The following is a 23,406-nucleotide window of genomic DNA, read 5'->3' as shown; positions in this document are numbered from 1 at the left end:
TTGTCTGGTCCGCGACTCCGGTGTGTTTTTTCCCCCCCCCCCCCCCCCCCCCCCCCCCCCCCCCACCCCGCCCGCCCCCCCCCCCCCCCCCCCCCCCCCCGGGGTCAGGCGGGCCCGTGTCCCTCCGGCCGGGGCGTCGTCACCCGCCGGCCGAAGGACGTCGCCGCGCGGAGGGCGTCCGGCGTGACACGATCACCGCGCGCGGCCACATAGCCGTCGGGCCGGACCAGGAGCCACCCCTCGCGCCCCACCCCCAGCGCGGAGCGCAGGCCACCGTCCGGGTCGGGCAGGTCGGCTGTGGCGACGCGCACCGAGAGCCAGTCCGCTCCGTGTACGGTCTCGGCGGCGTCGGCCGCACCGGCCGCACCAGACGGGGAGGGGAAGACCAGCAGGGTCCAGCGGGGATCGCGGAGCGCCTCGACGAGGGCGGCGCAGCCGGGGGAGCGTCGCGTGTCCTCCTCGGTCATGCGGGTGACCCGCTCACCCGGCCGCGGCAGGCGACCGCCCGGATCTGTCGTGGTGAGCGGGCTCTGCGGATAGGACAGCTTCAGCCCCGACATCGCGGCCATGATCTTCCGCTCGATGCGGCCCTTGAGGGGCGGGGTGTTCCTGACGACCGCGAAGGCGACCGGCAGCATCACCTCCTGGAGGGCTCCCTTGAGGGCGACAAGGGCGGTGGCCTTCTTGGTGGCGCCGAGCAGGGCCCGGCCGACGGGAACGCGTTCCACGGCGTAGCTGTCGAGCAGTTCCTGGTCCGCCTGGCCCCGCACTACCATCGCGAGCTTCCACGCGAGGTTGAAGGCGTCCTGGACGCCGGTGTTCATGCCCTGGCCCGAAGCGGGACTGTGTACGTGGGCGGCGTCGCCTGCGACGAAGCACCGGCCCACCCGCATCCTCTCGATCATCCGCTGCTGGATCGTGAACACCGAGACCCAGCTCGGCTCGTGCACCACCGCCCGGACGCCGAAGCCCTTGGCGAGCTTGCGCGAGAACCGCGCGGCGACCTCGGCGGGGTCACCGTCGTAGTCCACGTCCACCGTGTCGAGAAGCCGCCACTTGCCGGTCTCCGGGAAGGGAACCGCCATGATCGTGCCGCCTTCGACGTGCAACCAGTGGATGCTGTCGTCGGGGACGTCCATGTCGATGACGGCGTCGGCGATCAGCCAGGTCTCGGTGGAGTCCCCGACCAGGCGCAGCCCCAGGCTCTTGCGGACGTGGCTGCGGCCACCGTCGCAGCCCACCAGCCAGGGGACCTCGACGGTCTCCTCGTCGCCCCCGGCGTGGTGCAGCGTCGCGGTGACACTACGGTCGTCCTGGGTGAACGTCCCGAGGCGCACGCCCCATTCGACCTTCACACCGCGTGCGGCCAGGGCGTCGCGGAGGACCTCCTCCGTGCCCGCCTGCTCCAGCAGCGTCGTCTGCGGATAACGCGTGGGCAGCGCGCTGTAGTCGGCGCCCATCCGGGCCAGCCGGGTGCCGCCCTTGTGCATGCTGAACGCCTGCATGCGCCGGCCACGGGCCAGCAGCGCGGGGGCCAGGCCCATCTGGTCGTAGATCTCCATCGAGCGGGCGTGTGTGGCGACGGCGCGGCTGGTCGTGGCCGGCCCGTCGGCGGCGTCGACAAGGCGCACCCGGACGCCCCGGCGGTGGAGCTCGTACGCCGTCGTCAGCCCGACCGGTCCGGCGCCCGCGATCAGTACCTGCGTCGGGCCGTCCGCTTCGTCACTCATGCGTTCCCCAGGTCTCTCGCCCTTGTTCCAGTTGCCCCCCTCAGGATTCGCAGGGTGATTGGAGGGTGGATCCAGGGGGGGTCGACGCGACGGCCCGTCGCTCAAACGGTCTTCGAACGGCGCTCGCCGCCCGGCGGTTAAGAAGGGTCGGCCAACCGTTCGCTTCTGTGAGAAGGAGTCCGATTCATGGTGTCCGCCAGATCAGACCGATCGCTGGACGCGCTGCTGTTCGACGCCGCCGAGGAAGCGCCGGACCGGGCCGCCATCGTCACCGCGGACCGCACCGTCACCTTTCGTGAGCTGGACGCGGCCGCGAGCTCGTGTGCGGCGGGGCTGTCCCGGTTCACCGAGCCCGGTGACGTGGTCGCCCTTGTCTCCACGCTCGACCCGGCGTTCGCGGCCGCGTACTACGGCATCGCGCGCGCCCGGTGCGTCGCCGCGATCGTGAACCCACTGCTGCGCGGTGCCGCCCTGCGGCACGTGCTCACCCTGTCCGCGGCCAGGGTGCTGATCTCCACCCCCGAGGTCGCCCAGCGGCTCGGCGAGGACGCCGAGGGCCTGCCCCCGGCCGTGGAGCGGCTGATCGAGTTCGGCAGCCCCGCCTTCGACGAACTGCTGCGCGCCGACGCAGACGGCCCCGCCGCCAGAGCCCGCAAGGACCACGATCCCAACGACGTGGTGTGCGTCCAGTTCACCAGCGGGACCACCGGCCCGTCGAAGGGCGTGCAGCTCACGCACCGCAACCTGGTGGTCAACGCCGCCCAGATCGCCGACGCACACGGCCTGGACGCCGACTCGAAGATGCTCAACCACCTGCCGAACTTCCACCCGATGCATCTCAACGCGGGCGTGCACGCGGTCGCGGAGCAGATCCTGTGCGCCGCGCCCGACTCGGCGGTGGCGGTCGAGATGGCCAACCGGCACGGCGCGACCCATTACTACAGCCTGCCCGTGCGACTGATCAGACTGGCCGAGGACCCCCGGCTGCCCGGTCTGGCGCTGACGACCGTCCGGGGCATCCAGTCCGGCGGCGCGGCCCTGCCGGTGGCCGCCGCGAGCACGCTCTCCGCCCACTTCGGCGTTCCGGTGGCCCAGGGGTACGGGCTGGCCGAGACGTCTCCGCTGACACACTCCGACCGCCTTGACGCTCCGGTGCCGGGTTCTGTCGGGCACGTCGTCGGCGACACCGAATGCCGGATCGTCGACGTCGACCTCCGGACGACACTGGAGGCGGGCAAGAAGGGCGAGGTTCAGGTCCGGGGCCCGCAGCTGATGAAGGGATACCTCGGTCTGCCGTCGCCGCTGGACGCCGACGGCTGGTTCTCCACCGGCGACCTCGGCTACCAGGACGAGGAGGGCCGGCTCTTCCTCGTGGATCGGCTCAAGGACGTGTTCAAGCACGACAACTGGCTGGTGTCGCCCACGGAGATCGAGCGCGTGCTGGCCCGCCATCCGGCCGTGCGCGAGTGCGTGGTCTTCGACTACCCGCACGAGCAGAGCGGCGCCGTCGCCCATGCGCTCGTCGTCCTGTCGGACCCTGCCACGCCGGTCGAGGAGGTCGCGGCCTTCGTCAACGGCCAGGTGCCGTACTACGAGCGGATCGAGCGCGTGACGGCCGTGGAGGCCATCCCGCGTTCGCCCAACGGGAAGATCGTACGGCGCGACCTCCGCGAGGCCGCGCTGCGCGCCTGAGGCACACGGCAGCGGCCCGCCCCCCGGATCTCTCCGTCAGGGGCGGGCCGCCGCCGCGGTCGGCCTCAGTCCTCGATCATCGCGACGGCACGGGTCCAGCCCGCCCCCGCACCGACGATCTTGATGGGGAAGCAGGACACGGTGAAACCGAAACTCGGCAGCGCGTCGAGATTCGCCAGCCGTTCGATCTGGCAGTACTCGCGCTCCCGGCCCGCGAAGTGGGCGGGCCACAGCACCCCGCGGTCCCCGCCGGCCTGATAGCGCTCGATCATGTTGGTGAACGGCGCGTCCAGGCTGAAGGCGTCGGTGCCGATGACCCGCACGCCCATGTCGAGGAGAAGGTGCACGGCCGAGCGGTCGAGCCCGACGAAGTCGGTGAAGTACTTCGGGGTACCCACAAGCTCCGAGGCGCCCGTCTTCAGCAGCACGATGTCGAGTGCGCTGGGCGTGTAGCCGATGGAGGCCAGCTCCTTCTCCACGTACGAGGCGTCCACCGCACCCGGCTCCAGGCCGGTCAGGTCCAGGACGACGCCCGGGTTGTGGAACCACTCCAGCGGCATCTCGTCGATGTGGCGCGGCGCCCCGTCGGGCCCCTTCGACCCGTAGTGGGACGGCGCGTCGATATGCGTCCCGGTGTGCGTGGTCAGGCTCAGGGTGTCGATGGAGAGCAGCTCGCCGTCGGGCAGCACCGACGGGTCGAAGTCGATGCCGAAGTGCTCGCGCATCTCCTCGCTCATGTGCACGGCGCCCTCGGCCGGGGTCATGACCGTGTGGGAGATCGGCTCGGGCTCCCAGCCGGCCGCGTCGACCGGTGAGGAAAGATCGATCAAGCGCATTCTGACTCCTTCGGTCAGTCGGATCGGGGGATGGGTCAGTCGGTCGTGAAGAGGTCGGTCCGCACCCGTACCGGCGTGGGGCCGTAGGCGATCCGGCGGGTGATCTTCATGCCGATGGGGGTCTTGGTGATGAGCTTGCCGATCAGCGGCCGCAGCACGGCCGCGGGACCGCTGCCCTGCGCGAACATCCCCTTGGCCTGCATCACCTGCATCCGCATCACCGTGTCGATGTCGCCACGGCGAGCGTCCTCGTAGCGCCGGAGGAAGCCTGCGTCGGCGGTGCCCTCGCGCAGCGACTCCATGAGGACGGGGTGCAGGAGCGCCGCGTCCTGGAGGGCGAGGTTGATGCCCTGGGCGCCGAGCGGGCTGTGGGTGTGGGCGCTGTCACCGGCGAGAACAAGCCCGTCGCGCACCCAGCTCTTCGCCGCACCCGCGAAAACGTCCAGGAGCGTGAGGTCGTGCAGGCTGGTGAGCCCGGAGCGGATCAGACCGGCGTAGGGCGGGACCGCTCTGGCGATCTCCTCCCGCACGTGCTCGATGCCGTGCTTCGCGACCTCCCGGTAGCCCTTGTGGGGAAGGGTCCAGCCGATCTGCACACTGCCGGGCCAGGAGTGGTAGACGATGACCGGGCTGCCTTCGTAGCGGAAGATCTGCACATCCGGATCGCGGTCCGTGGGCGGCGGAGCGGGGAGTTTGAACCACAGGACGTCGAAGTCGAAGACGTCGTTCCGCTCGTGTTCGATGTCGGCCAGCCGCCGGATCTTCGAGTAGCGGCCGTCCGCGCCGATCACACAGTGGGAGTGGACGGTGAACTCGCCCTCGGGGCCCTTGGCCACGATCCCCCTGACCGCTCCGCCCTCCTCCAGCAGCGCGCTGGCCTTGCCCCCGGCGAGCAGGGTGAAGCCCTCGTATGCACGGCACCGGTCAAGGAGCTCGCTGAGCAGATGCCGCTGGGGAATGCTCAGGAGGTAGTTGTACGGCTCCGGGAGCTTGCGGTAGTCGATGTCGAGCTGGGTACGGTCGCCCTCGACCAACCGGAACTTGGAGTGCCGGAAACACCCCCGGTTCTGGGCGCCGTCCAGAACCCCGAGCTGGTCGAGCAGCAGCAGCCCACCGGGCTGGAGTATCTCGCCGCGGTACTCGCGTTCGAGGGAAAGGGACCGCTCGGCGACCAGCACGCGGGCGCCCGAGCGCAGCAGCATGAGCGCCAGGGCGAGCCCGGCGGGGCCGCCTCCCACGATGCAGAAGTCCGTCTTGATCTCGTTCAACTCAGTCTCCCCCACCGCGCCTCAGGCGCGGAGCCCCAGGCCACCGTCCACGGTGACGGTCTGGCCCTGGATCCAGGCGGCCTCGTCGGTGCACAGCAGGGCGATGGCGTCGGCCACATCGCTGGGTGTGGTCAGTCGTCCGGCAGGTGTACGGGTGGCCAGCACGCGCGCCGCCTCCGATGCCGTCGTCGCCCCGCCCTTGTCCAGCTTGGCTGTGGACACCGCGTTGACCGCGATGCCATGGGGCGCGAGCTCGACGGCGAGGTAGCGCACGAAGCTTTCCAGGCCCGCCTTCGCGACCCCCAGACCGACGTAGCCCGGCACGACCCGTCCGGCGCCGGAGCTGGAGACCGCCACGATCCTGCCGGAGCCCTTGGTCATCGCCTCGGCGAGTGCGGGCGCCGCGCTCAGCAGAGGGACGAGCGACACCTCCAGGGTGTCCCGGAAACCGTCGAGATCCGGCTCGGCCGCCCGCATGGGCCGCAGGGACGAGGTGTTGTGCACGAAGACGTCCAGGGAACCGTGGTCCTTGGCCACCTGCTCGATCGCGGTCCGCATCCCCTCGGGCCGCGAGACGTCGGCCTTGAGCGCGGTGGCGGTACCCCCGAGCTGCCCGAGTGAGGCCACAGCGGCGTCCGCATCGGCGCAGGAGTGCCCGTAGTTGAGGTACACGTGGCATCCGGCGGCGCACAGCTTCCGCGCAGTCGCCAGGCCCAGTCCCCGCGTCGCCCCGGTCACCAGGGCGACACGCCCTTCGAGTCCCAGCCTCGTCATGCCTGCCCTTTCCATGGAGTTCGTCGGTGCGATGACGATGGTGTGGCCGGGCGTTGGAGGGCGATTGGAGCAGCGATCGCGCGGGCGCCGCCCGCTACCAGGTGGTGTGCAGGGCGGCGATGAGACTGCGCGCCTGCACGTTCAGGTAATTGCTGTGCTTCAGCAGGTCCATGGCCTGCCCGACGGTGATCCAGAGGAAGCCGTCGGGGGCGTCGGCAGGGGTGTCCTCGCCCGCCTCGACGATGAGATAGCGGTTCTGCGCGTGATAGAAACGGCCGCCTTCCTCCGACTGCGTGGAGTCGTGGCGCACGCGGTCGCCGGTCGCGGCGAGCACCTCCTCCAGGTAGGGAGGCGAGGACAGGCCCCGGAGATCACCGGGGCTGCACTGAACGGTCGGGGCCAGCTCCGCCCCGGCGAGCGAACCGGCCTCGGTCCGCGCCCGGGCGAGAAGGTGCAGCACCCCGTCGAACTCCTTGGTCAGAAAGGCCGACACCTCCGGCCCGCGCGGTTCGAGCAGCGGCTGCGACCAGCGCCCGACCTCCCGGTTGGCCGCCTTCACATGGGCGCCGACGATCCGGAAGTACCGGCCGTCCTCATGAGTGATCTCCTTGTCGGAGCAGTCCCAGCCCGCGACCTGGCCGAGCGGTATGCGGCGCTGCACATGGCGCTGCACGACGCGCTGCTCGGTCAGCAAGCCGAGAACCTCCTGGGTGCTGTGGCGGCCGGGGGCGTGGTCGATCGAGCGGCGCAGCGCCGCCCGGTAACCGTCCTCGGTCCCGGACTCCGGCGGCGCGGCGAACGGCATGCACGACAGGACCGTGCGCGCGTCCATGTTGACGGCGTTGTCCACGGTCAGCAGCCGCAGAACCTGGCCGAGCGTGAGCCAGCGGTAGTCCTCGTGCTCCGGTACGTCCTCAGTGGTCTCCACGACGATGTTGCGGTTGCGTTTGCGCAGGAACCAGGAGCCCTGTTCGGACTGGAGCGTGTCGACCAGCACGCGCCCGGGGCGCGGGGCGCGGAAGTACTCGACGTACGGCGTCGGCTGACCGCCGTGGACCCCGGTGTAGTTGCTGTGGGTGGCCTGCACCGTGGGCGACAGCTGGATCACATTGACGTTCCCGGGCTCCATCTTCGCCTGCATGAGACAGTGCAGGACCCCGTCGAACTCCTTGACCAGGATGCCCAGGATCCCGGTCTCGGGCTGGTTGATGATGGGCTGGTCCCACCCGCTCTCCCCGACGTTCACCCGCAGGCCCTCGATGGAGAAGAACCGGCCGCTCCGGTGGACCAGGTCGCCGTACTCGGGCTCGAAGAACCAGCCGTCGAGTTCGCTCAGCGCACTGAGGGTCACGTCGAAGTCATGCGCCACCGCCCGCTCGCGGAGCCAGGACTCCAGCGCGTCGTCGGAGGTCAGCGGGGATTCGGCGGCAAGGGCCGAGCGGGTAAGGCGGAGGCCGTCATCGGCCGCGTCATCGGTCATGAGTATCTCCCTGTCGTGCCTGCTCAAGGCACCTGCTTGAGGCCGCCCCGTCCTCACAGCGCCGCGGCGGCCGACGGACCGATGGTCGGGGGTGCGGTTGGAGAACCGTTCGAAGCGGACCGGTCCTCACGAGCGAACTGCTCGTAGAGCTCCTGGCACTCCTCGTACGTGGCCAGAAGCCCGGCCCGGGTGGCTTCCTCGACCGTGGGCGCGGCGGCGTCCTTGGCCGAGACGATCGGCTCGCCCGCCACGTCCCAGGGCAGGGCGAGGGAGGGGTCGAAGGGGTTGATGTCGAGCTGGGTGCCAGGCACATAGCCGGACGAACAGAGGTAGCTCACCAGGGTGTCGTCCGTGAGGGCCACGAAACCGTGGCCGAGACCCTCCGCGATGTACACCGACCGGCCCGATTCGGCGTCCAGAAGGGTCGTGTCGTACCGGCCGAACGTAGGTGAGCCCAGCCGCAGATCGACAACGAAGTCGCGGACCGCGCCGCGTGGACAGCTCACGACCTTCGCCTGGCCGGGCGGCAGCAGCACGCCATGGATCCCCCGGACCACACCGCGCCGGGAGACCGAGTAGTTGACCTGTGCCAGCGGTCGGGGATGGCCGACTGCGGCGAGCGCCTCGTACGAGAAGGACTCGTAGAAGCAGCCCCGCTCGTCCCGCAGTTGACGTGGCTCGATGAGGAAGCTGTCGGGCACGCGAAGAGGTGTGATCTCCATGTCGGGGAGCGTAGGCAGCCGTCTTTGAGCGGGCCCCTACGCGGGCTCGAATCCTCCGGCCGAGGATCGGCGTACCCCTGACGGCCCGGGTGGCACGGGAACCAGGACGGCGGAAGCGACCGAGGTGGCGGCATGACAGAGGAGAGCGCGGTGCTCGGGGTAGGTGTGCTCGGGTGCGCCGACATCGCCCTGCGAAGGGGCATTCCGGCGTTGCTCACGACCCCAGGGGTCCGCCTGGCGGCTGTGGCCTCCCGAGACGGGGCAAAAGCGCGGACCTTCGCCGAGCGGTTCCACTGCGACGCGGTCGAAGGCTACGACGCGCTGCTCGCCCGTACGGACATCGACGCGGTGTACATCCCGCTGCCCTCCGGACTGCACGCCGAATGGGCGGACAAGGCACTGCGGGCCGGCAAGCACGTACTGGCGGAGAAGCCCCTGACCACCAGCGCGGAGGCGACTGCCGCGCTGGTGACGACAGCTCGCGAACGCGGTCTGCTGCTCATGGAGAACTTCATGTTCGTCCGGCACCCGCTCCACGCCGAGGTGCGGAGACTGGTGGCCGAGGGCGCGATCGGCGCACCCCGGGCGTTTCACGCCGCCTTCACCATCCCGCGACGGCCCGACGACGACATCCGCTACCAGGCCGCGCTGGGCGGCGGTGCCCTGCTCGACGTCGCGGGATATCCGCTGCGCGCGGCCCGGCTCCTGCTGGACGGGCCGCCGGCCGTGATGGGCGCGGTGCTCACCCACGACCCGGCCCGGGGTGTGGATGTCGGCGGCGCCGCTCTCCTGCGCACCCCGGGCGGGACCGTGGCGCAGCTGACGTTCGGGCTGGACAACGCCTACCAGTGCGCCTACGAGGTATGGGGCAGCGAAGGGGTGATCCGGGTGGACCGGGCCTTCACTCCTCCGCCCGGGCACACGCCGGTGATCAGGATCGAGCGCGGGGGCGAGGCCGAGGAGCTGCGGTTGCCCGCCGCCGACCAGTTCGCTCTCGCCATGCGCTGCTTCGCCGCGACGGCGCTGTCCGGGGACGGGTTCGAGGATCACGCCCAGGACGCGCTGCGCCAAGCGGAACTCGTGGACGAGATCCGACGGATGGCATCGGCCGAAAGGAACTGAACGCCGGGCCGGGTAGTCGGGATCGATCGGGATCGATCGGGACGTAGGCCGCGCCCGACTTGACCACCGTGAGCAGGGACACACCATGGGGCGCGCAACACCGTGTGCGACACTGTTGCACGCACAAGCTTGGTCCTGTGGAGCAGTTTGGAGTGCTCGCCACCCTGTCAAGGTGGAGGCCGCGGGTTCAAATCCCGTCAGGACCGCTGGGGTTTCACGTGAAACACCGTGGCTGGGTAGCTCAGTTGGTACGAGCGTCCGCCTGAAAAGCGGAAGGTCGCCGGTTCGACCCCGGCCCCAGCCACAACCGCCCCATCAGGGCAGACACCCCCTCCGAGAGATTCCGGAGGGGGTGTTCTCGTATGGTCCGCGACTACCCTGCTTGACGGCGGCTGCGCCGACGGCGGAAGGCTGCCGGTGCGTCCGCGTTCAGCCGAGCGGGGCCTTCGCCGTTCCGGCACTGGGGAGGCAGAGGTGACAGAGGACTTCCGGGGCTTCGACATCGTGCGACGGGGATACGACCGGGCACAGGTCGACGCCTACCTGGCCGGGCTGGCCGCCGGCACCGCGCCCGGGGCACCGCCCGCTTTCGACATCGCCCGACGGGGGTACGACCGGGCGCAGGTGGACGCCCGGCTGGCGGAGCTGCGGGGCTGACCGGGCGGACTCTTGGCAGGTGACCCCGTCAGCGCTACGTTCTGGATGATCGGGCGGGACCGTCGGGGGGCAGGACGATGAGCCGGGACGAGGCCAGAGCCATTCGGGACACCGAGCTGGAGAAGGACCGCGCGCGCTATGGGCTGCTCGCGGTCGTCGTGAGCAATCTCGCCATCGCCGGAGTCGCGATCTTCGGGGTGTGGCGGCTGGACGGGGACAAGGCCGTGATCGTCGGCGTGCTGACCGCCGCGTTCACCGCGGTGACCAGCCTGACCACCGCCTACCTGGGCATCAAGGCCGTGTCCAACACCGCGAAGTCGATCGCCCTCGGGGACACGTCGGGTCGGCAGCGCACGGAGCCGGCACCACCCGCTCAGCGCACGCCCTGAGCGCCCCGGGGCAAATCGTTCGCCAGTGATTTCCCCGAGGTGCGATCCTGGACCGCGTATGTCTACGCACCCAGCCCCCGCCCTCGGCACCCTCGCCCACCGCCTGACCGAGCTGTCGCTGCGCGAAGCGCACCGCCTCGGCCGGCGGCTCGAGGGCGCGCGCAAGATCCGTAAGCCGGAGGCCCGCGACGCCGTCCTCGTGGAGATCGAGGCCGAGATCGCCAAGGCCGAGGCCCGGATGGACGAGCGGCGCTCCCGCGTGCCCGCCGTCACGTACCCCGAGCAGCTGCCCGTCAGCCAGAAGAAGGACCGGATCGCCGAGGCCATCCGCGATCACCAGGTCGTGATCGTCGCCGGCGAGACCGGGTCCGGCAAGACCACGCAGATCCCCAAGATCTGCATGGAGCTGGGGCGCGGCGTCCGCGGCATGATCGGGCACACCCAGCCCCGCCGTATCGCCGCCCGCACCGTCGCCGAGCGGGTGGCGGAGGAGCTGCGGACCCCGCTCGGCGAAGCCGTCGGCTGGAAGGTCCGCTTCACGGACCAGGTGAACCCGGACGCCACCTTCGTCAAGCTGATGACGGACGGCATCCTGCTCGCCGAGATCCAGACCGACCGCGAGCTGCGCGCCTACGACACGATCATCATCGACGAGGCGCACGAGCGGTCCCTCAACATCGACTTCCTGCTGGGCTACCTCGCCCAGCTGCTCCCGAAGCGGCCCGATCTCAAGGTCGTCATCACCTCGGCGACCATCGACCCGGAGCGCTTCTCCCGGCACTTCGGCGACGCCCCGATCATCGAGGTCAGCGGCCGCACCTATCCGGTCGAGGTCCGTTACCGGCCGCTCCTCGAAGAGGACTCCGAGGACGCCGACCGGGACCAGATCACCGCGGTCACCGACGCCGTCGAGGAGCTGATGGCCGAGGGGAAGGGCGACATCCTCGTCTTCCTCTCCGGTGAGCGGGAGATCCGGGACACGGCGGATGCGCTGACGAAGAAGCAGTATCGCTTCACCGAGATCCTGCCGCTCTACGCCCGCCTCTCCCATGCCGAGCAGCACCGCGTCTTCCAGCCGCACACCGGGCGCAGGATCGTTCTGGCGACCAACGTCGCCGAGACCTCCCTCACCGTCCCCGGCATCAAGTACGTCATCGACCCCGGCTTCGCCCGGATCAGCCGGTACAGCCACCGCACCAAGGTCCAGCGGCTGCCCATCGAGGCGATCTCGCAGGCCAGCGCCAACCAGCGCAAGGGCCGCTGCGGGCGTACCTCCGACGGCATCTGCATCCGGCTCTACGCCGAGGACGACTTCCTCGGCCGCCCGGAGTTCACGGACGCCGAGATCCTCCGCACGAACCTCGCCTCCGTCATCCTCCAGATGACCGCGGCCGGCCTCGGCGACATCGAGAAGTTCCCCTTCATCGACCCGCCGGACCACCGCAACATCCGCGACGGCGTGCAGCTGCTGCAGGAGCTGGGCGCGCTGGACCCGGCCCAGAAGGACCCGCGCAAGCGGCTCACCGACAACGGCCGCAAGCTCGCCCAGCTGCCCGTCGACCCGCGCCTTGCCCGGATGGTCCTGGAGGCCGACAAGAACGGCTGTGTCCGCGAGGTCATGGTCATAGCGGCCGCGCTGTCCATCCAGGACCCCCGCGAGCGCCCCGCCGAGAAGCAGGCCCAGGCCGACCAGCAGCACGCCCGCTTCAAGGACGAGACCAGCGACTTCCTCGCCTACCTGAACCTGTGGCGGTACGTCCGTGAGCAGCAGAAGGAGCGCGGCTCGTCGTCCTTCCGCCGGATGTGCAAGCAGGAGTACCTGAACTTCCTGCGCATTCGCGAATGGCAGGACATCTACACCCAGCTGCGCACGGTCGCCAAGCAGATGGGCATCCATCTCAACGAGGACGACGCCCCCGCCGACCGCGTCCACGTCTCCCTCCTCGCCGGCCTCCTCTCCCACATCGGGATGAAGGACGTGAAGGACGGCAACAAGAACGAGTACCTGGGCGCCCGCAACGCCAAGTTCGCGATCTTCCCGGGCTCGGCGCTGTTCCGGAAGCAGCCCCGCTTCGTGATGTCCGCCGAACTGGTGGAGACGTCCCGTCTGTGGGCCCGGGTCAACGCGAAGATCGAGCCGGAGTGGGTCGAGCCGCTCGCCGGCCATCTCCTGAAGCGGACCTACAGCGAGCCGCACTGGGAGAAGGACCAGGCGGCCGTGATGGCGTACGAGAAGGTCACGCTGTACGGCGTCCCGATCGTCGCCCAGCGGAAGGTGAACTACGGCCGGGTCGACCCCGAGGTCTCCCGTCAGCTGTTCATCCGCAACGCGCTCGTCGAGGGCGACTGGCGCACGCACCACAAGTTCTTCGCCGACAACCGCAGACTCCTCGGCGAGGTGGCGGAGCTGGAGCACCGGGCGCGGCGCCGGGACATCGTCGTGGACGACGAGACGCTGTTCGACTTCTACGACCAGCGGGTGCCCGAACACGTCGTCTCAGGCGCCCACTTCGACTCCTGGTGGAAGCGGAAGCGGCACGAACAGCCCGAGTTCCTGGACTTCGAGCGGGAGATGCTCATCCGGGAGTCGGCGGAGGCGGTCACCAAGGCCGACTACCCGGACAGCTGGCGGCAGGGGCAGCTCAAGTTCCGGGTGACCTACCAGTTCGAGCCGGGCGCGGACGCGGACGGTGTGACCGTCCACATCCCGCTCCAGGTCCTCAACCAGGTCACGGACGAGGGCTTCGACTGGCAGATCCCCGGTCTGCGCGAGGAAGTGGTGACGGAGCTGATCCGCACCCTCCCCAAGCCGATCCGCCGCAACTACGTGCCCGCGCCGAACTACGCGAAGGCGTTCCTGGAGCGCGCGGTGCCGCTGCAGGAGCCCCTGACGGTCACCATGGCCCGCGAGCTGAAGCGCATGGTCGGCGTCCCCTTCGAGGCGGACGACTTCGACTGGGCGAAGGTCCCCGACCATCTGAAGATCACCTTCCGGATCGTGGACGAGCGGCGGCGGGGGCTCGCCGAGGACAAGGACCTGGAGGCGCTGAAGCTCCAGCTGAAGCCGAAGGCGCGCAAGGCCCTGTCCCAGGCGGCGGCCGCGACCGCCTCCCGCGAGGGCGGGGAGTCCCTGGAGCGCAGGGGCCTGACCGACTGGACGATCGGCACGCTCACCCGGGTCTTCGAGACCCGCCGGGCCGGACACCCGGTGAAGGCGTACCCGGCGCTGGTGGACGACGGCGACACGGTCTCGGTCCGCCTCTTCGACACGGAGGCCGAGCAGGCGGAAGCCATGTGGAAGGGCACCCGCCGCCTCATCCTGCGCAACATCCCGGTGAACCCGGCGAAGTTCGCGTCCGAGAAGCTGACGAACGCCCAGAAGCTGGCCCTCTCCGCCAACCCGCACGGCTCGATCCAGGCCCTCTTCGACGACTGCGCGATGGCCGCGGCAGACAAGCTGATCGCGGACTTCGGCGGGCCGGTGTGGGACGAGGAGTCGTACCGGAAGCTGTACGACAAGGTGCGGGCGGAGATCGTCGACACGACGGTCCGTACGGTCGCCCAGGTGCAGCAGGTCCTCGCCGCCTGGCAGGCCTGTGAGCGCCGTCTGAAGGCCACCCGCAGCCCCGTCCTGCTGGCGAACCTGACGGACGTCCGCAAGCAGCTGGACGCCCTTGTGAAGCCCGGTTTCGTGACCTGGGCGGGGATACGCCGCCTGCCCGACCTCATGCGCTACCTGGTGGCCGCGGACCGGCGCCTGCAGCAGATGCCGACGGGCGTCCAGCGGGACACCACGCGCATGGAGAAGGTCCACGAGATGCAGGACGAGTACGCCTGGCTGCTGGAGCAGCTCCCGCAGGGCCGGCCCGTACCGCAGCAGGTCCTGGACATCCGCTGGATGCTCGAGGAGCTCCGGGTCAGCTACTTCGCCCACGCGCTGGGCACGGCGTACCCGGTCTCCGACAAGCGGATCGTGAAGGCGATCGACGCCGCCGCACCGTGATCACACATGTACGGAGGGTGAGTTCGACCAGGACCCTCACCCTCCTGTACAGTCCTTCTCGCAGCGCAACGCAGCAAGCAGAGCGCAGCGAAACCTGGTCCTGTGGAGCAGTTTGGAGTGCTCGCCACCCTGTCAAGGTGGAGGCCGCGGGTTCAAATCCCGTCAGGACCGCAAAAGAGAAGGCCCTCATCCGATCCGGATGGGGGCTTTCTTCTTGCGCCCGGCCCGCCCCCCGGGGATTGACGACGTCACATTCCGCCGGTACCCAGAAACCAGGGCCCGCCCCCCTGTGCGGCCCCTGGAGGTGGTGTATGGCGGCATCGGCCAGGCACGAGACACGGGCGCTGCTCAGGGCGCATCTGTCGGCCGCCTCGTCCTACCGGCGGCACCTCACCCGCCACTGCCCGATCTGCCATCACCTGCTGCGGCTGGCGATGGACACCGGCCCGCGACCCGAGGACACGGACGAAGAGGCCCTGAAGGACGACAGCCCCCGGAGCGCGTGACCGACGGCGGACCCAACACCCGCCCGGACGTGGCACGCTGGAAGGGGTGGTTCCACTACCGCACCGGCGCCAGAGGCAACAAGATCCCTGGCATGTGACGGGAGTCACCGCATGACTTTTTGAAACGGCGGAACTTACCCCCCTCCTACAACTGGTCAATTTAATATGTGCAATTGCACTCGACTCAGTGACTGTGCACAGAAGTTCCGACAGCCCTCCCCAGACTCCGACAAGGCCGCTCACAGCGACCTCGGCACCCCCACGACCGGCGCACAAAAAAGATCGCGCTGGACCCGGCGGAGTCCAGCGCGATCTACGACGCACCCTGTGTCGCTGCCTACAACGTGCTCTTCGGCTTGGGCGTGGGCCCTGTTGGGGCAGGTCCCGCGTCGCTTGAAGCTAGGGTTCCGGGCACCTCGGTCAGTTGGGGGACCAGCCGGTTTGCCCGGTTATTCAGTTGTTCAGGCCTCGCTGCGCTGCTGCGGGATGCCCGCGAGCAGAGCGCGGACCTCGGCCTCGCGGTAACGGCGGTGCCCGCCGAGCGTACGGATCGAAGTGAGCTTGCCGGCCTTCGCCCACCGCGTGACCGTCTTCGGGTCCACGCGGAACATCGTGGCGACCTCAGCCGGGGTCAGCAGCGGCTCGGCATCAGGGGTGCGAGCGGTCATGAGCGGCCTCCTCGGGAGAACCGAACCTTCTCGGTTCTTTCCTCTAAATTCTGCACCTTGACCCACGTTGCCCGAAATGGCGGACGCGGGCCGAGTCGGTTATAGGACGAACGGCTTGTCCTCGGCACTACAACTACACCATCTGTCCAGCCACGTCGGCCAAACCGATGGAATTGCCCTCCCAGGTGTTCATCAGCCGCGGAAGCCGATGGACCATGCCATAGCGGACAGTCACGCCACTGTGACGATCAGTCACAGGGCGATCAGGAGGCACCAGACCCCCCAAAGCTCGCAATGCTGGGATTCCGCCCAGAGTGGAGCATAGTTGGACGGACAGAGCCCTCCCCGGACTCCTTGTCCTATTTTGGCACGAGGGGCGGCAAGCGGCGCAAGAGCCGTGTAAGTGCCGTCCATCACCCTTTGGACAAAAGCCCGGATCGGGATCAACGTCCCGTCAGGTGGTCAAGTGCGGTAGACCGTACGTCGTTCAGGGCTGTTTTGACCGTGACGTGCGTCACTCAGTTCGCGGAACGCCGGTCCCGCACCGCCCGCCACCGCTCCACCAGCCGCCCGTAGGCCTCCCCGGCGGCCGTCCCGTCCCCCCGGCGCAGGGCCTCGATGCCGTCGGCGACGTCGGCCGCCGAGTGGTCGCCCTCCAGTTCGCCGGCCGGCACCGCGTGCACCAGGCCGCCGTAGTCCAGCTCCACCAGCGAGCGCGGGTGGAACTCCTCCAGCCAGCGGCCGACGTCCACCAGGCCGTCGATCAGCGGCCCCTCCTGGATGGTGTCCCTCAGCGTGCGCAGCGCCCGCGCCACCCGGCGCCTGGCCTGCACCATCGGGGTGCGGTAGCGCAGCATCGGCGGCACCTCGCCGGACCCCTTCTCGTACCGGCGCTCCTCGTCGGAGACCAGCACGAACCAGTTCAGCGGGACCTGCCAGGTCGCCGTGCGGATCCAGGGGCGGGCGTCCGGGTTGCGGGCGAGCCAGCGCTCGTAGTCCTGGGCGGCCTGGTGGCGCACCAGCGGCGGCAGCACCGCGTCCAGCACCGGAGCGGGCAGCTCCTCGGCGAGCTCGCCCAGGGCCTGCCAGCCGCGCAGCCGGGTCCGCCAGGGGCAGACGCAGACGACTCCGTCGATGTCCAGCACGAAGGCGTCGCTGCTCTCGTGGACCGGCACCGGGATCGGCGGGGTGGGCAGCAAGTCGGCCAGCGAACGGCGCAGTTCGTCCTGGTAGGAGGGACGGTCGGGGCGCCGGGCGTAGCGCGCCCAGTGGGTGCGCTCCGGCTCCGGGAAGGCGGCCAGCGGCTCGTAGACGCGCAGGTACGCGGCATAGGGGACGACCACGGAGGACACCTTGGGCACGCCTGCTCCCTCCCCATCGGACCCGGCTCGAAACCACTGCAAATCGTGCCACGGTCATGCGTACGCCAAAGGCACGGCAGAGTGATCCTGAACACTGCGAGGATGGCTGGTGGGCACAGGCTCTACGCTCATGCCACAGCACCCGCCACCCGCACGGGAGCTGAGCCCCACTCGCCGCTATTTACACAGGAGTCACCACAGTGACCGACGTAACCGGCGCATCTGCTGATGTCCTGCACACCCTGTTCCACTCGGACCAGGGCGGCCATGAGCAGGTCGTGCTCTGCCAGGACCGCGCCAGCGGTCTCAAGGCCGTGATCGCCATCCACTCCACCGCCCTGGGCCCGGCCCTCGGCGGAACGCGCTTCTACCCCTACGCGACCGAGGCCGAGGCCGTCGCCGACGCCCTCAATCTCGCGCGCGGGATGTCCTACAAGAACGCCATGGCCGGCCTGGACCACGGCGGCGGCAAGGCCGTGATCATCGGCGACCCGGAGCGCGACAAGTCCGAGGAACTGCTGCTCGCCTACGGCCGCATGGTCGCCTCGCTCGGCGGGCGCTACGTCACCGCGTGCGACGTCGGCACGTACGTCGCCGACATGGACGTCGTCGCCCGCGAGTGCCGCTGGACCACCGGCCGCTCGCCCGAGAACGGCGGCGCCGGCGACTCCTCGGTGCTCACCGCCTTCGGCGTCTACCAGGGCATGCGCGCCTCCGCCCAGCACCTGTGGGGCGACCCGTCGCTGCGCGGCCGCAAGGTCGGTATCGCGGGCGTCGGCAAGGTGGGCCACCACCTGGTCCGGCACCTGCTCGACGAGGGCGCCGAGGTCGTCATCACGGACGTGCGGCGCGAGGCCGTCGGGCGGATCTCGGACCAGCACCCGACCGTGCAGGTGGTCGCCGACACCGACGCGCTCATCCGCGTCGAGGGCCTCGACATCTACGCCCCCTGCGCCCTGGGCGGCGCCCTGAACGACGACACCGTGCCGGTGCTGACCGCCCAGGTGGTCTGCGGTGCCGCCAACAACCAGCTCGCCCACCCGGGTGTGGAGAAGGACCTCGCCGACCGCGGGATCCTCTACGCGCCGGACTACGTGGTGAACGCCGGTGGCGTGATCCAGGTGGCCGACGAGCTGCACGGGTTCGACTTCGACCGGTGCAAGACGAAGGCGGCGAAGATCTTCGACACCACGCTGGCCATCTTCGCACGTGCGAAGGAGGACGGGATCCCGCCGGCCGCCGCGGCCGACCGGATCGCCGAGCAGCGCATGGCCGAGGCCCGCGCGGCACGCTGACGCTCGCGATCGGGCGTCCGATCGCACGCATGAGCGGTACCCGCCGGCGGGAACTTCGAGAGAACTCTCACTTCCACCGGCGGGTCGTACCCCGATAAGTGGTTAAAATCGCCACTGACCAGCGAGGACAGGGCACCTCGAGGGTCCTGTGCACACGCGCGTGCTGCGGGCGACGTACCGTATGGGCGCGGGCTCAGGTACCGTGGAAGCCCTACGGACCGGCCTCTCTGCGGAGGGTCCGTTCCGGATCATGAACGCGTGTCAGACTCTGGGGCCGTCAAGCCCCGTCACCGAGGGGGTCGAGCCATGGGGCGCGGCCGGGCCAAGGCCAAGCAGACAAAGGTCGCCCGCCAGCTGAAGTACAACAGCGGTGGGACTGACCTGTCACGTCTGGCCAATGAACTGGGCGCATCGACTTCGAACCAGCCGCCGAACGGCGAGCCGTTCGAGGATGATGAGCATGACGAGGACGATCTTTACTCTCGGTACGCCGACCTCTATGAGGACGACGACGAGGACGAGGACGAAGGTCCCTCACAACACCGTCGCGGCGCTTGACCTTGCACTGAGCACTCACCCGGTCGGTGGCACTGCCACCGACCGGGTTCTGTGCTACCCGCAGGTTCAGACGGCGGCGCTTTTAGATTGAATACGTCCCGACCAGCTCCGCGCCGGTCTCCTTGTCGCCCCGGTCGGTGATCTCGCCCGCGACCCATGCGTCGACCCCGCGGTCGGCCAGGGTCGCGAGGGCCACGTCCGTGGACTCCTCCGGCACGATCGCGATCATGCCGACGCCCATGTTCAGGGTCTTCTCCAGCTCCAGGCGCTCGACGTTCCCGGTCCTGCCGACCAGGTCGAAGATCGCGCCCGGGGTCCAGGTGGACCGGTCGACGGTGGCGTGCAGCCCGTCCGGGATGACCCGGGCCAGGTTGGCCGCGAGCCCACCGCCGGTGATGTGGCTGAACGCGTGCACCTCGGTGGTGCGGGTCAGCGCCAGGCAGTCCAGCGAGTAGATCTTGGTGGGCTCCAGCAGCTCCTCGCCGAGCGTGCGGCCCAGCTCCGCGACCTCCGACTCCAGGGCCAGGCCCGCGCGGTCCAGCAGCACGTGACGGACCAGGGAGTACCCGTTCGAGTGAAGACCGGAGGACGCCATGGCGATCACGGTGTCACCCGTCCGGATACGATCCGCGCCCAGCAGCCGGTCGGCCTCCACGACACCCGTACCGGCGCCGGCGACGTCGAAGTCGTCCTCGCCCAGCAGACCCGGGTGCTCGGCCGTCTCGCCGCCCACCAGGGCGCAGCCGGCCAGCACACAGCCCTCCGCGATGCCCTTGACGATCGCGGCGACCCGCTCGGGGTGGACCTTGCCGACGCAGATGTAGTCGGTCATGAACAGCGGCTCGGCACCGCACACCACGATGTCGTCCATGACCATGGCGACCAGGTCGTGGCCGATGGTGTCGTAGACACCCATCCGGCGCGCGACGTCGACCTTCGTCCCGACGCCGTCCGTGGCGGAGGCGAGCAGCGGGCGCTCGTAGCGCTTGAGGGCGGAGGCGTCGAAGAGCCCGGCGAAGCCGCCGAGGCCACCCAGGACCTCGGGGCGCTGGGTCTTCTTCACCCACTCCTTCATCAGCTCTACGGCGCGGTCGCCCGCCTCGATGTCGACGCCCGCGCTCGCGTAGCTGGCACCACTGCCCGCGTGCGGGGCACGCTGATCAAACTCAGCTGACATGACCTTGAGAACTTTCGTGTCGTCCTACGGGGGCTTACGGGCGACGGATCGCGTCGGCCGCGGCCGTGGCGGCCGGACCTGCGGCCAGCTCGGTCTCCAGCAGCTGCTTGCCGAGCAGCTCCGGGTCCGGCAGCTCCATCGGGTACTCGCCGTCGAAGCAGGCGCGGCACAGGTTCGGCTTGGCGATCGCGGTCGCGTCGATCATGCCGTCGATGGAGATGTACGCCAGGGAGTCGGCGCCGAGCGAGGTGCCGATCTCCTCGATGGTCATACCGTTGGCGATCAGCTCGGCGCGGGTGGCGAAGTCGATGCCGAAGAAGCAGGGCCACTTCACGGGCGGCGAGGAGATCCGGATGTGGACCTCGGCGGCGCCCGCCTCGCGCAGCATGCGGACCAGGGCCCGCTGGGTGTTGCCGCGCACGATCGAGTCGTCGACGACGACCAGGCGCTTGCCCTTGATGACTTCCTTCAGCGGGTTCAGCTTCAGGCGGATGCCCAGCTGGCGGATGGTCTGCGAGGGCTGGATGAAGGTGCGGCCCACGTAGGCGTTCTTGACCAGACCGGCGCCGAAGGGGATGCCGGAGGCCTCCGCGTAGCCGATGGCGGCCGGGGTGCCGGACTCCGGGGTCGCTATGACCAGGTCGGCCTCGACCGGGGCCTCCTTGGCCAGGCGGCGGCCCATCTCGACCCGGGAGAGGTACACGTTCCGGCCCGCGATGTCGGTGTCCGGGCGGGCCAGGTACACGTACTCGAAGACACAGCCCTTGGGCTTCGCTTCCGCGAAGCGGGAGGTGCGCAGACCGTTCTCGTCGATGGCGACGAACTCGCCCGGCTCGATCTCGCGGACGAAGCTCGCACCGCAGATGTCGAGGGCGGCGGACTCGGAGGCGACGACCCAGCCGCGCTCCAGCCGGCCGAGGACCAGCGGGCGGATGCCCTGCGGGTCACGGGCGGCGTAGAGGGTGTGCTCGTCCATGAAGACGAGGGAGAAGGCGCCCCGCACCTTCGGGAGGACCGTGTGGGCGGCCTCCTCGATGGTCAGCGGCTTGCCGTCCTCGTCGACCTGGGCGGCCAGCAGGGCCGTCAGCAGGTCGGTGTCGTTGGTGGCCGCGACCCGGGTGGAACGGCTGTTGTTGTCGTTCGGGAGCTCGGCGACCATCTCGGCGAGCTGCGCCGTGTTGACCAGGTTGCCGTTGTGGCCGAGCGCGATCGAGCCGTGCGCGGTGGCACGGAACGTCGGCTGGGCGTTCTCCCACACGGAGGCACCGGTGGTCGAGTAGCGGGCGTGTCCGACCGCGATATGACCCTGGAGCGAACCGAGAGAGGTCTCGTCGAAGACCTGGGACACGAGGCCCATGTCCTTGAAGACGAGGATCTGGGAGCCATTGCTGACCGCGATTCCCGCGGATTCCTGACCCCGGTGCTGGAGGGCGTAGAGCCCGAAGTACGTGAGCTTTGCGACCTCTTCACCCGGAGCCCAGACACCGAAGACGCCGCAAGCGTCCTGGGGGCCTTTTTCGCCGGGAAGCAGATCGTGATTGAGTCGACCGTCACCACGTGGCACGGCACCGAGTGTAGGCGAGGTCGACCACTGGTCCGAATTGGGGATGCACGGCGGCAATGGGTCAGGGCTTGTCGATCACCTTGGCGGTTTCTTCGTTTCCGCAGGTCAGCAAGGCTCCGAGGCGGCCGGGGCGACCGTCGGAGGCCCTGTGGACGGCAGCCCCGGACCCATTCACCGCATGCATGAGTGAGGTGTCGCACATCATTCTGGTGCGCCGCGGCCGAGGTGCACGACATCACCGTCGCCGTCCGTGAGCGTCAGCTTCCCGTCGTCGGTCCGGGCGGTGAGCGTGCCGGTGGTGAGGGTGCGGGCGAAGGCGCGCTCGAAGTCCATCCGCTCCGGGGCGCAGGCCATCCTGGTGGCGCGGACGTCCCCGATCGTGATCCGGTCGCCGCGCACGGTGGCCCGGGCGCTGAACTGGTTGCAGCCGAGGTTGCCGGCCGCCAGTCCGTCCGCGCCGATCCGGATGTGGGCCGTGGCGGGCGCCTGCCGGGTGGTGCCGTCGGCGGTGAGACTGTCCACCCGCCAGTCGACGCCGGTCACGGGCTGCCGTGCGTCGGGCGGGCCGCCCCCTGCCTGCCCGCCCTGGCTGCTGCCGCAGGCCAGCGTGAGCGGGACGAGCACGGCGGCCGCCGTCAGGGTCATGCGCTGCTTGTGCCGGTTCGGCCGGTCGTGCCGGTTCGGTTGCCTGTGCCGGTTCAGTTGCTCGTACCGGTTCATACGGATTCGACGGCCCGTCCGGGCCGCCGGTTCCGTCACGACATGAGCGGCAGCAGGTCCCCGATGTCCGCACGCTCCCCGCTCGCGCTGACCCGGGCCTCCTCGACGGCACCCGTCCAGGCCACGCGGCCGGTGGCGAGCCGGATCCAGGTCAGCGGGTCGGTCTCCACGACGTTGGGCGGGGTGCCGCGGGTGTGCCGGGGCCCCTCGACGCACTGCACGACGGCGTACGGCGGCACGCGCACCTCGGTGGAGCCGCCGGGCGCCTTCACGGCGAGGGCGTCGGCGAGGAGCCGGGTGGCGGCGGCCAGGGCCTGGCGGTCGTACGGCACCTGGAGGCCGGGGACGGCGGCGTTGAGGTCGTCGGTGTGCACGACCAGCTCGACGGCCCTGGTGACCAGGTAGTCGTCCAGGGGCAGCGCGCCCGCGTTGGTCTGCAGGAGCCGGCTGCCGGGGTGTGCGTCGAGCAGGGCGCGCAGGCTCTGCTCGACGTCGGCGAGGTAGGTGTCGAGGTCGGGGTGCTCGGCTGCGAGGTTGCGGGTGAAGTCGGCGATCGCGGCGGAGCTCGCGGCGGTGGCGAAGGGCCACTCGACCACCTGGACGTCCTGCTTCGGCGGGGCCGGCAGGTCCAGGGACCGGTGCACGGCCGTGACGGCCATGCCGATGTGCGCGACCAGCTCCCGTACGGTCCAGTCGCCGAGCCGGGTGGGCCGGGCGAGCTGCTCGGGCGTGAGACCGCGTACGGCCTCCCGTACGTTGCCGAGCTGGGCGAAGACCGCGGCGCGGGTCTTGGCGGGGTCGTAGCTGCGGGCGCGCTTCTTGGCCGGTGGCATGCGGTGACCCTATGCCTGCCGAGGGCGCGGCTTCAGCCGGATTTCGCCCCG

At 70.0% G+C, this 23,406-nt stretch carries 20 protein-coding genes and 3 tRNA genes; 11 read left to right on the top strand and 12 right to left on the bottom strand.

The window, feature by feature from the left end:
• Window positions 1-104 precede the first annotated feature (104 nt).
• Window positions 105-1,730 carry an FAD-dependent oxidoreductase gene (locus tag AC07DS_RS40945; protein WP_479153833.1) on the bottom strand — a complete coding sequence of 542 codons (1,626 nt, stop codon included), beginning with the start codon at window positions 1,728-1,730 and terminating at the stop codon, window positions 105-107.
• 186 nt (window positions 1,731-1,916) lie between these two features.
• On the opposite strand from AC07DS_RS40945, the gene AC07DS_RS40940 reads away from it, so the two are divergent.
• Window positions 1,917-3,422 carry a class I adenylate-forming enzyme family protein gene (locus AC07DS_RS40940; RefSeq protein ID WP_479153832.1) on the top strand — a complete coding sequence of 502 codons (1,506 nt, stop codon included), beginning with the start codon at window positions 1,917-1,919 and terminating at the stop codon, window positions 3,420-3,422.
• A gap of 65 nt (window positions 3,423-3,487) precedes the next feature.
• Here the strand turns inward: AC07DS_RS40940 and AC07DS_RS40935 are convergent, their stop codons facing one another.
• From AC07DS_RS40935 to AC07DS_RS40915, 5 genes are all read right to left on the bottom strand, one after another.
• The gene (locus AC07DS_RS40935; protein WP_145885204.1) at window positions 3,488-4,258 is read right to left on the bottom strand and encodes a cyclase family protein; all 771 of its coding nucleotides are present in this window, start codon (window positions 4,256-4,258) and stop codon (window positions 3,488-3,490) included.
• A 35-nt stretch (window positions 4,259-4,293) separates the two neighbouring features.
• Complete coding sequence (locus tag AC07DS_RS40930; protein WP_145885205.1) at window positions 4,294-5,526, bottom strand: FAD-dependent monooxygenase; 1,233 nt, start codon at window positions 5,524-5,526, stop codon at window positions 4,294-4,296.
• A 21-nt stretch (window positions 5,527-5,547) separates the two neighbouring features.
• Entirely contained in the window at window positions 5,548-6,300 is a 753-nt protein-coding gene (locus AC07DS_RS40925) for an SDR family oxidoreductase (protein WP_479153831.1), read from the bottom strand.
• A 94-nt stretch (window positions 6,301-6,394) separates the two neighbouring features.
• Window positions 6,395-7,780, bottom strand: a complete 1,386-nt coding sequence (locus AC07DS_RS40920; RefSeq protein WP_479153830.1) for an NDP-hexose 2,3-dehydratase family protein — start codon at window positions 7,778-7,780, stop codon at window positions 6,395-6,397.
• Window positions 7,781-7,833: 53 nt separating this feature from the next.
• On the bottom strand, window positions 7,834-8,502 hold the full coding sequence (locus AC07DS_RS40915) for a dTDP-4-dehydrorhamnose 3,5-epimerase family protein (protein ID WP_479153829.1): 669 nt from the start codon (window positions 8,500-8,502) through the stop codon (window positions 7,834-7,836).
• Between the two features lie 132 nt (window positions 8,503-8,634).
• Between AC07DS_RS40915 and AC07DS_RS40910 the strand changes: the two genes are divergently transcribed.
• The 8 genes from AC07DS_RS40910 to AC07DS_RS40875 all read left to right on the top strand — a co-directional run bounded on the left by AC07DS_RS40910 (window position 8,635) and on the right by AC07DS_RS40875 (window position 15,179).
• Window positions 8,635-9,624, top strand: a complete 990-nt coding sequence (locus tag AC07DS_RS40910) for a Gfo/Idh/MocA family protein (protein WP_145885209.1) — start codon at window positions 8,635-8,637, stop codon at window positions 9,622-9,624.
• 131 nt (window positions 9,625-9,755) lie between these two features.
• A tRNA-Asp gene (locus AC07DS_RS40905) sits at window positions 9,756-9,830 on the top strand.
• 24 nt (window positions 9,831-9,854) lie between these two features.
• Window positions 9,855-9,928, top strand: a tRNA-Phe gene (locus tag AC07DS_RS40900).
• A gap of 170 nt (window positions 9,929-10,098) precedes the next feature.
• Window positions 10,099-10,281: a DivIVA domain-containing protein gene (locus AC07DS_RS40895; RefSeq protein WP_479153828.1), complete on the top strand. Its 183-nt coding sequence runs from the start codon at window positions 10,099-10,101 to the stop codon at window positions 10,279-10,281.
• A 77-nt stretch (window positions 10,282-10,358) separates the two neighbouring features.
• A complete protein-coding gene (locus tag AC07DS_RS40890; RefSeq protein ID WP_186581868.1) occupies window positions 10,359-10,670 on the top strand; it encodes a 6TM ABC transporter family protein in 312 nt (103 codons plus the stop codon).
• A gap of 58 nt (window positions 10,671-10,728) precedes the next feature.
• Window positions 10,729-14,673, top strand: a complete 3,945-nt coding sequence (gene hrpA / locus AC07DS_RS40885; RefSeq protein ID WP_479153827.1) for an ATP-dependent RNA helicase HrpA — start codon at window positions 10,729-10,731, stop codon at window positions 14,671-14,673.
• Window positions 14,674-14,769: 96 nt separating this feature from the next.
• Window positions 14,770-14,844, top strand: a tRNA-Asp gene (locus tag AC07DS_RS40880).
• A 140-nt stretch (window positions 14,845-14,984) separates the two neighbouring features.
• Window positions 14,985-15,179, top strand: coding sequence for a DUF6274 family protein (locus AC07DS_RS40875; RefSeq protein ID WP_479153826.1), 195 nt, complete (start codon window positions 14,985-14,987; stop codon window positions 15,177-15,179).
• Between the two features lie 461 nt (window positions 15,180-15,640).
• Here AC07DS_RS40875 and bldC read toward each other — a convergent pair whose 3' ends face one another.
• Window positions 15,641-15,847, bottom strand: a complete 207-nt coding sequence (gene bldC / locus AC07DS_RS40870; RefSeq protein ID WP_003949541.1) for a developmental transcriptional regulator BldC — start codon at window positions 15,845-15,847, stop codon at window positions 15,641-15,643.
• A gap of 518 nt (window positions 15,848-16,365) precedes the next feature.
• Window positions 16,366-17,208, bottom strand: a complete 843-nt coding sequence (locus AC07DS_RS40865; protein WP_145885213.1) for a DUF8083 family protein — start codon at window positions 17,206-17,208, stop codon at window positions 16,366-16,368.
• 200 nt (window positions 17,209-17,408) lie between these two features.
• On the opposite strand from AC07DS_RS40865, the gene AC07DS_RS40860 reads away from it, so the two are divergent.
• Together AC07DS_RS40860 and AC07DS_RS40855 are read left to right on the top strand one after the other, a co-directional pair.
• Window positions 17,409-18,503 carry a Leu/Phe/Val dehydrogenase gene (locus AC07DS_RS40860; RefSeq protein WP_479153825.1) on the top strand — a complete coding sequence of 365 codons (1,095 nt, stop codon included), beginning with the start codon at window positions 17,409-17,411 and terminating at the stop codon, window positions 18,501-18,503.
• Window positions 18,504-18,809: 306 nt separating this feature from the next.
• Window positions 18,810-19,061, top strand: coding sequence for a DUF3073 domain-containing protein (locus tag AC07DS_RS40855; protein WP_479153824.1), 252 nt, complete (start codon window positions 18,810-18,812; stop codon window positions 19,059-19,061).
• Between the two features lie 82 nt (window positions 19,062-19,143).
• Here AC07DS_RS40855 and purM read toward each other — a convergent pair whose 3' ends face one another.
• From purM to AC07DS_RS40835, 4 genes are all read right to left on the bottom strand, one after another.
• Entirely contained in the window at window positions 19,144-20,238 is a 1,095-nt protein-coding gene (gene purM, locus AC07DS_RS40850) for a phosphoribosylformylglycinamidine cyclo-ligase (RefSeq protein WP_479153823.1), read from the bottom strand.
• 34 nt (window positions 20,239-20,272) lie between these two features.
• Window positions 20,273-21,802 (bottom strand): amidophosphoribosyltransferase, encoded by a 1,530-nt coding sequence (gene purF / locus AC07DS_RS40845; protein ID WP_479153822.1) that lies wholly within the window; start codon window positions 21,800-21,802, stop codon window positions 20,273-20,275.
• Between the two features lie 201 nt (window positions 21,803-22,003).
• Window positions 22,004-22,447, bottom strand: coding sequence for an META domain-containing protein (locus AC07DS_RS40840; RefSeq protein WP_479153821.1), 444 nt, complete (start codon window positions 22,445-22,447; stop codon window positions 22,004-22,006).
• A 110-nt stretch (window positions 22,448-22,557) separates the two neighbouring features.
• Entirely contained in the window at window positions 22,558-23,355 is a 798-nt protein-coding gene (locus AC07DS_RS40835; RefSeq protein WP_479153820.1) for a maleylpyruvate isomerase family mycothiol-dependent enzyme, read from the bottom strand.
• Window positions 23,356-23,406 lie beyond the last annotated feature (51 nt).

The sequence above is a fragment of the Streptomyces sp. NPDC044064 genome, assembly GCF_056434245.1.
Note: the sequence above shows the minus strand (reverse complement) of the source record. Positions and strands in the feature narration are given on the sequence as shown.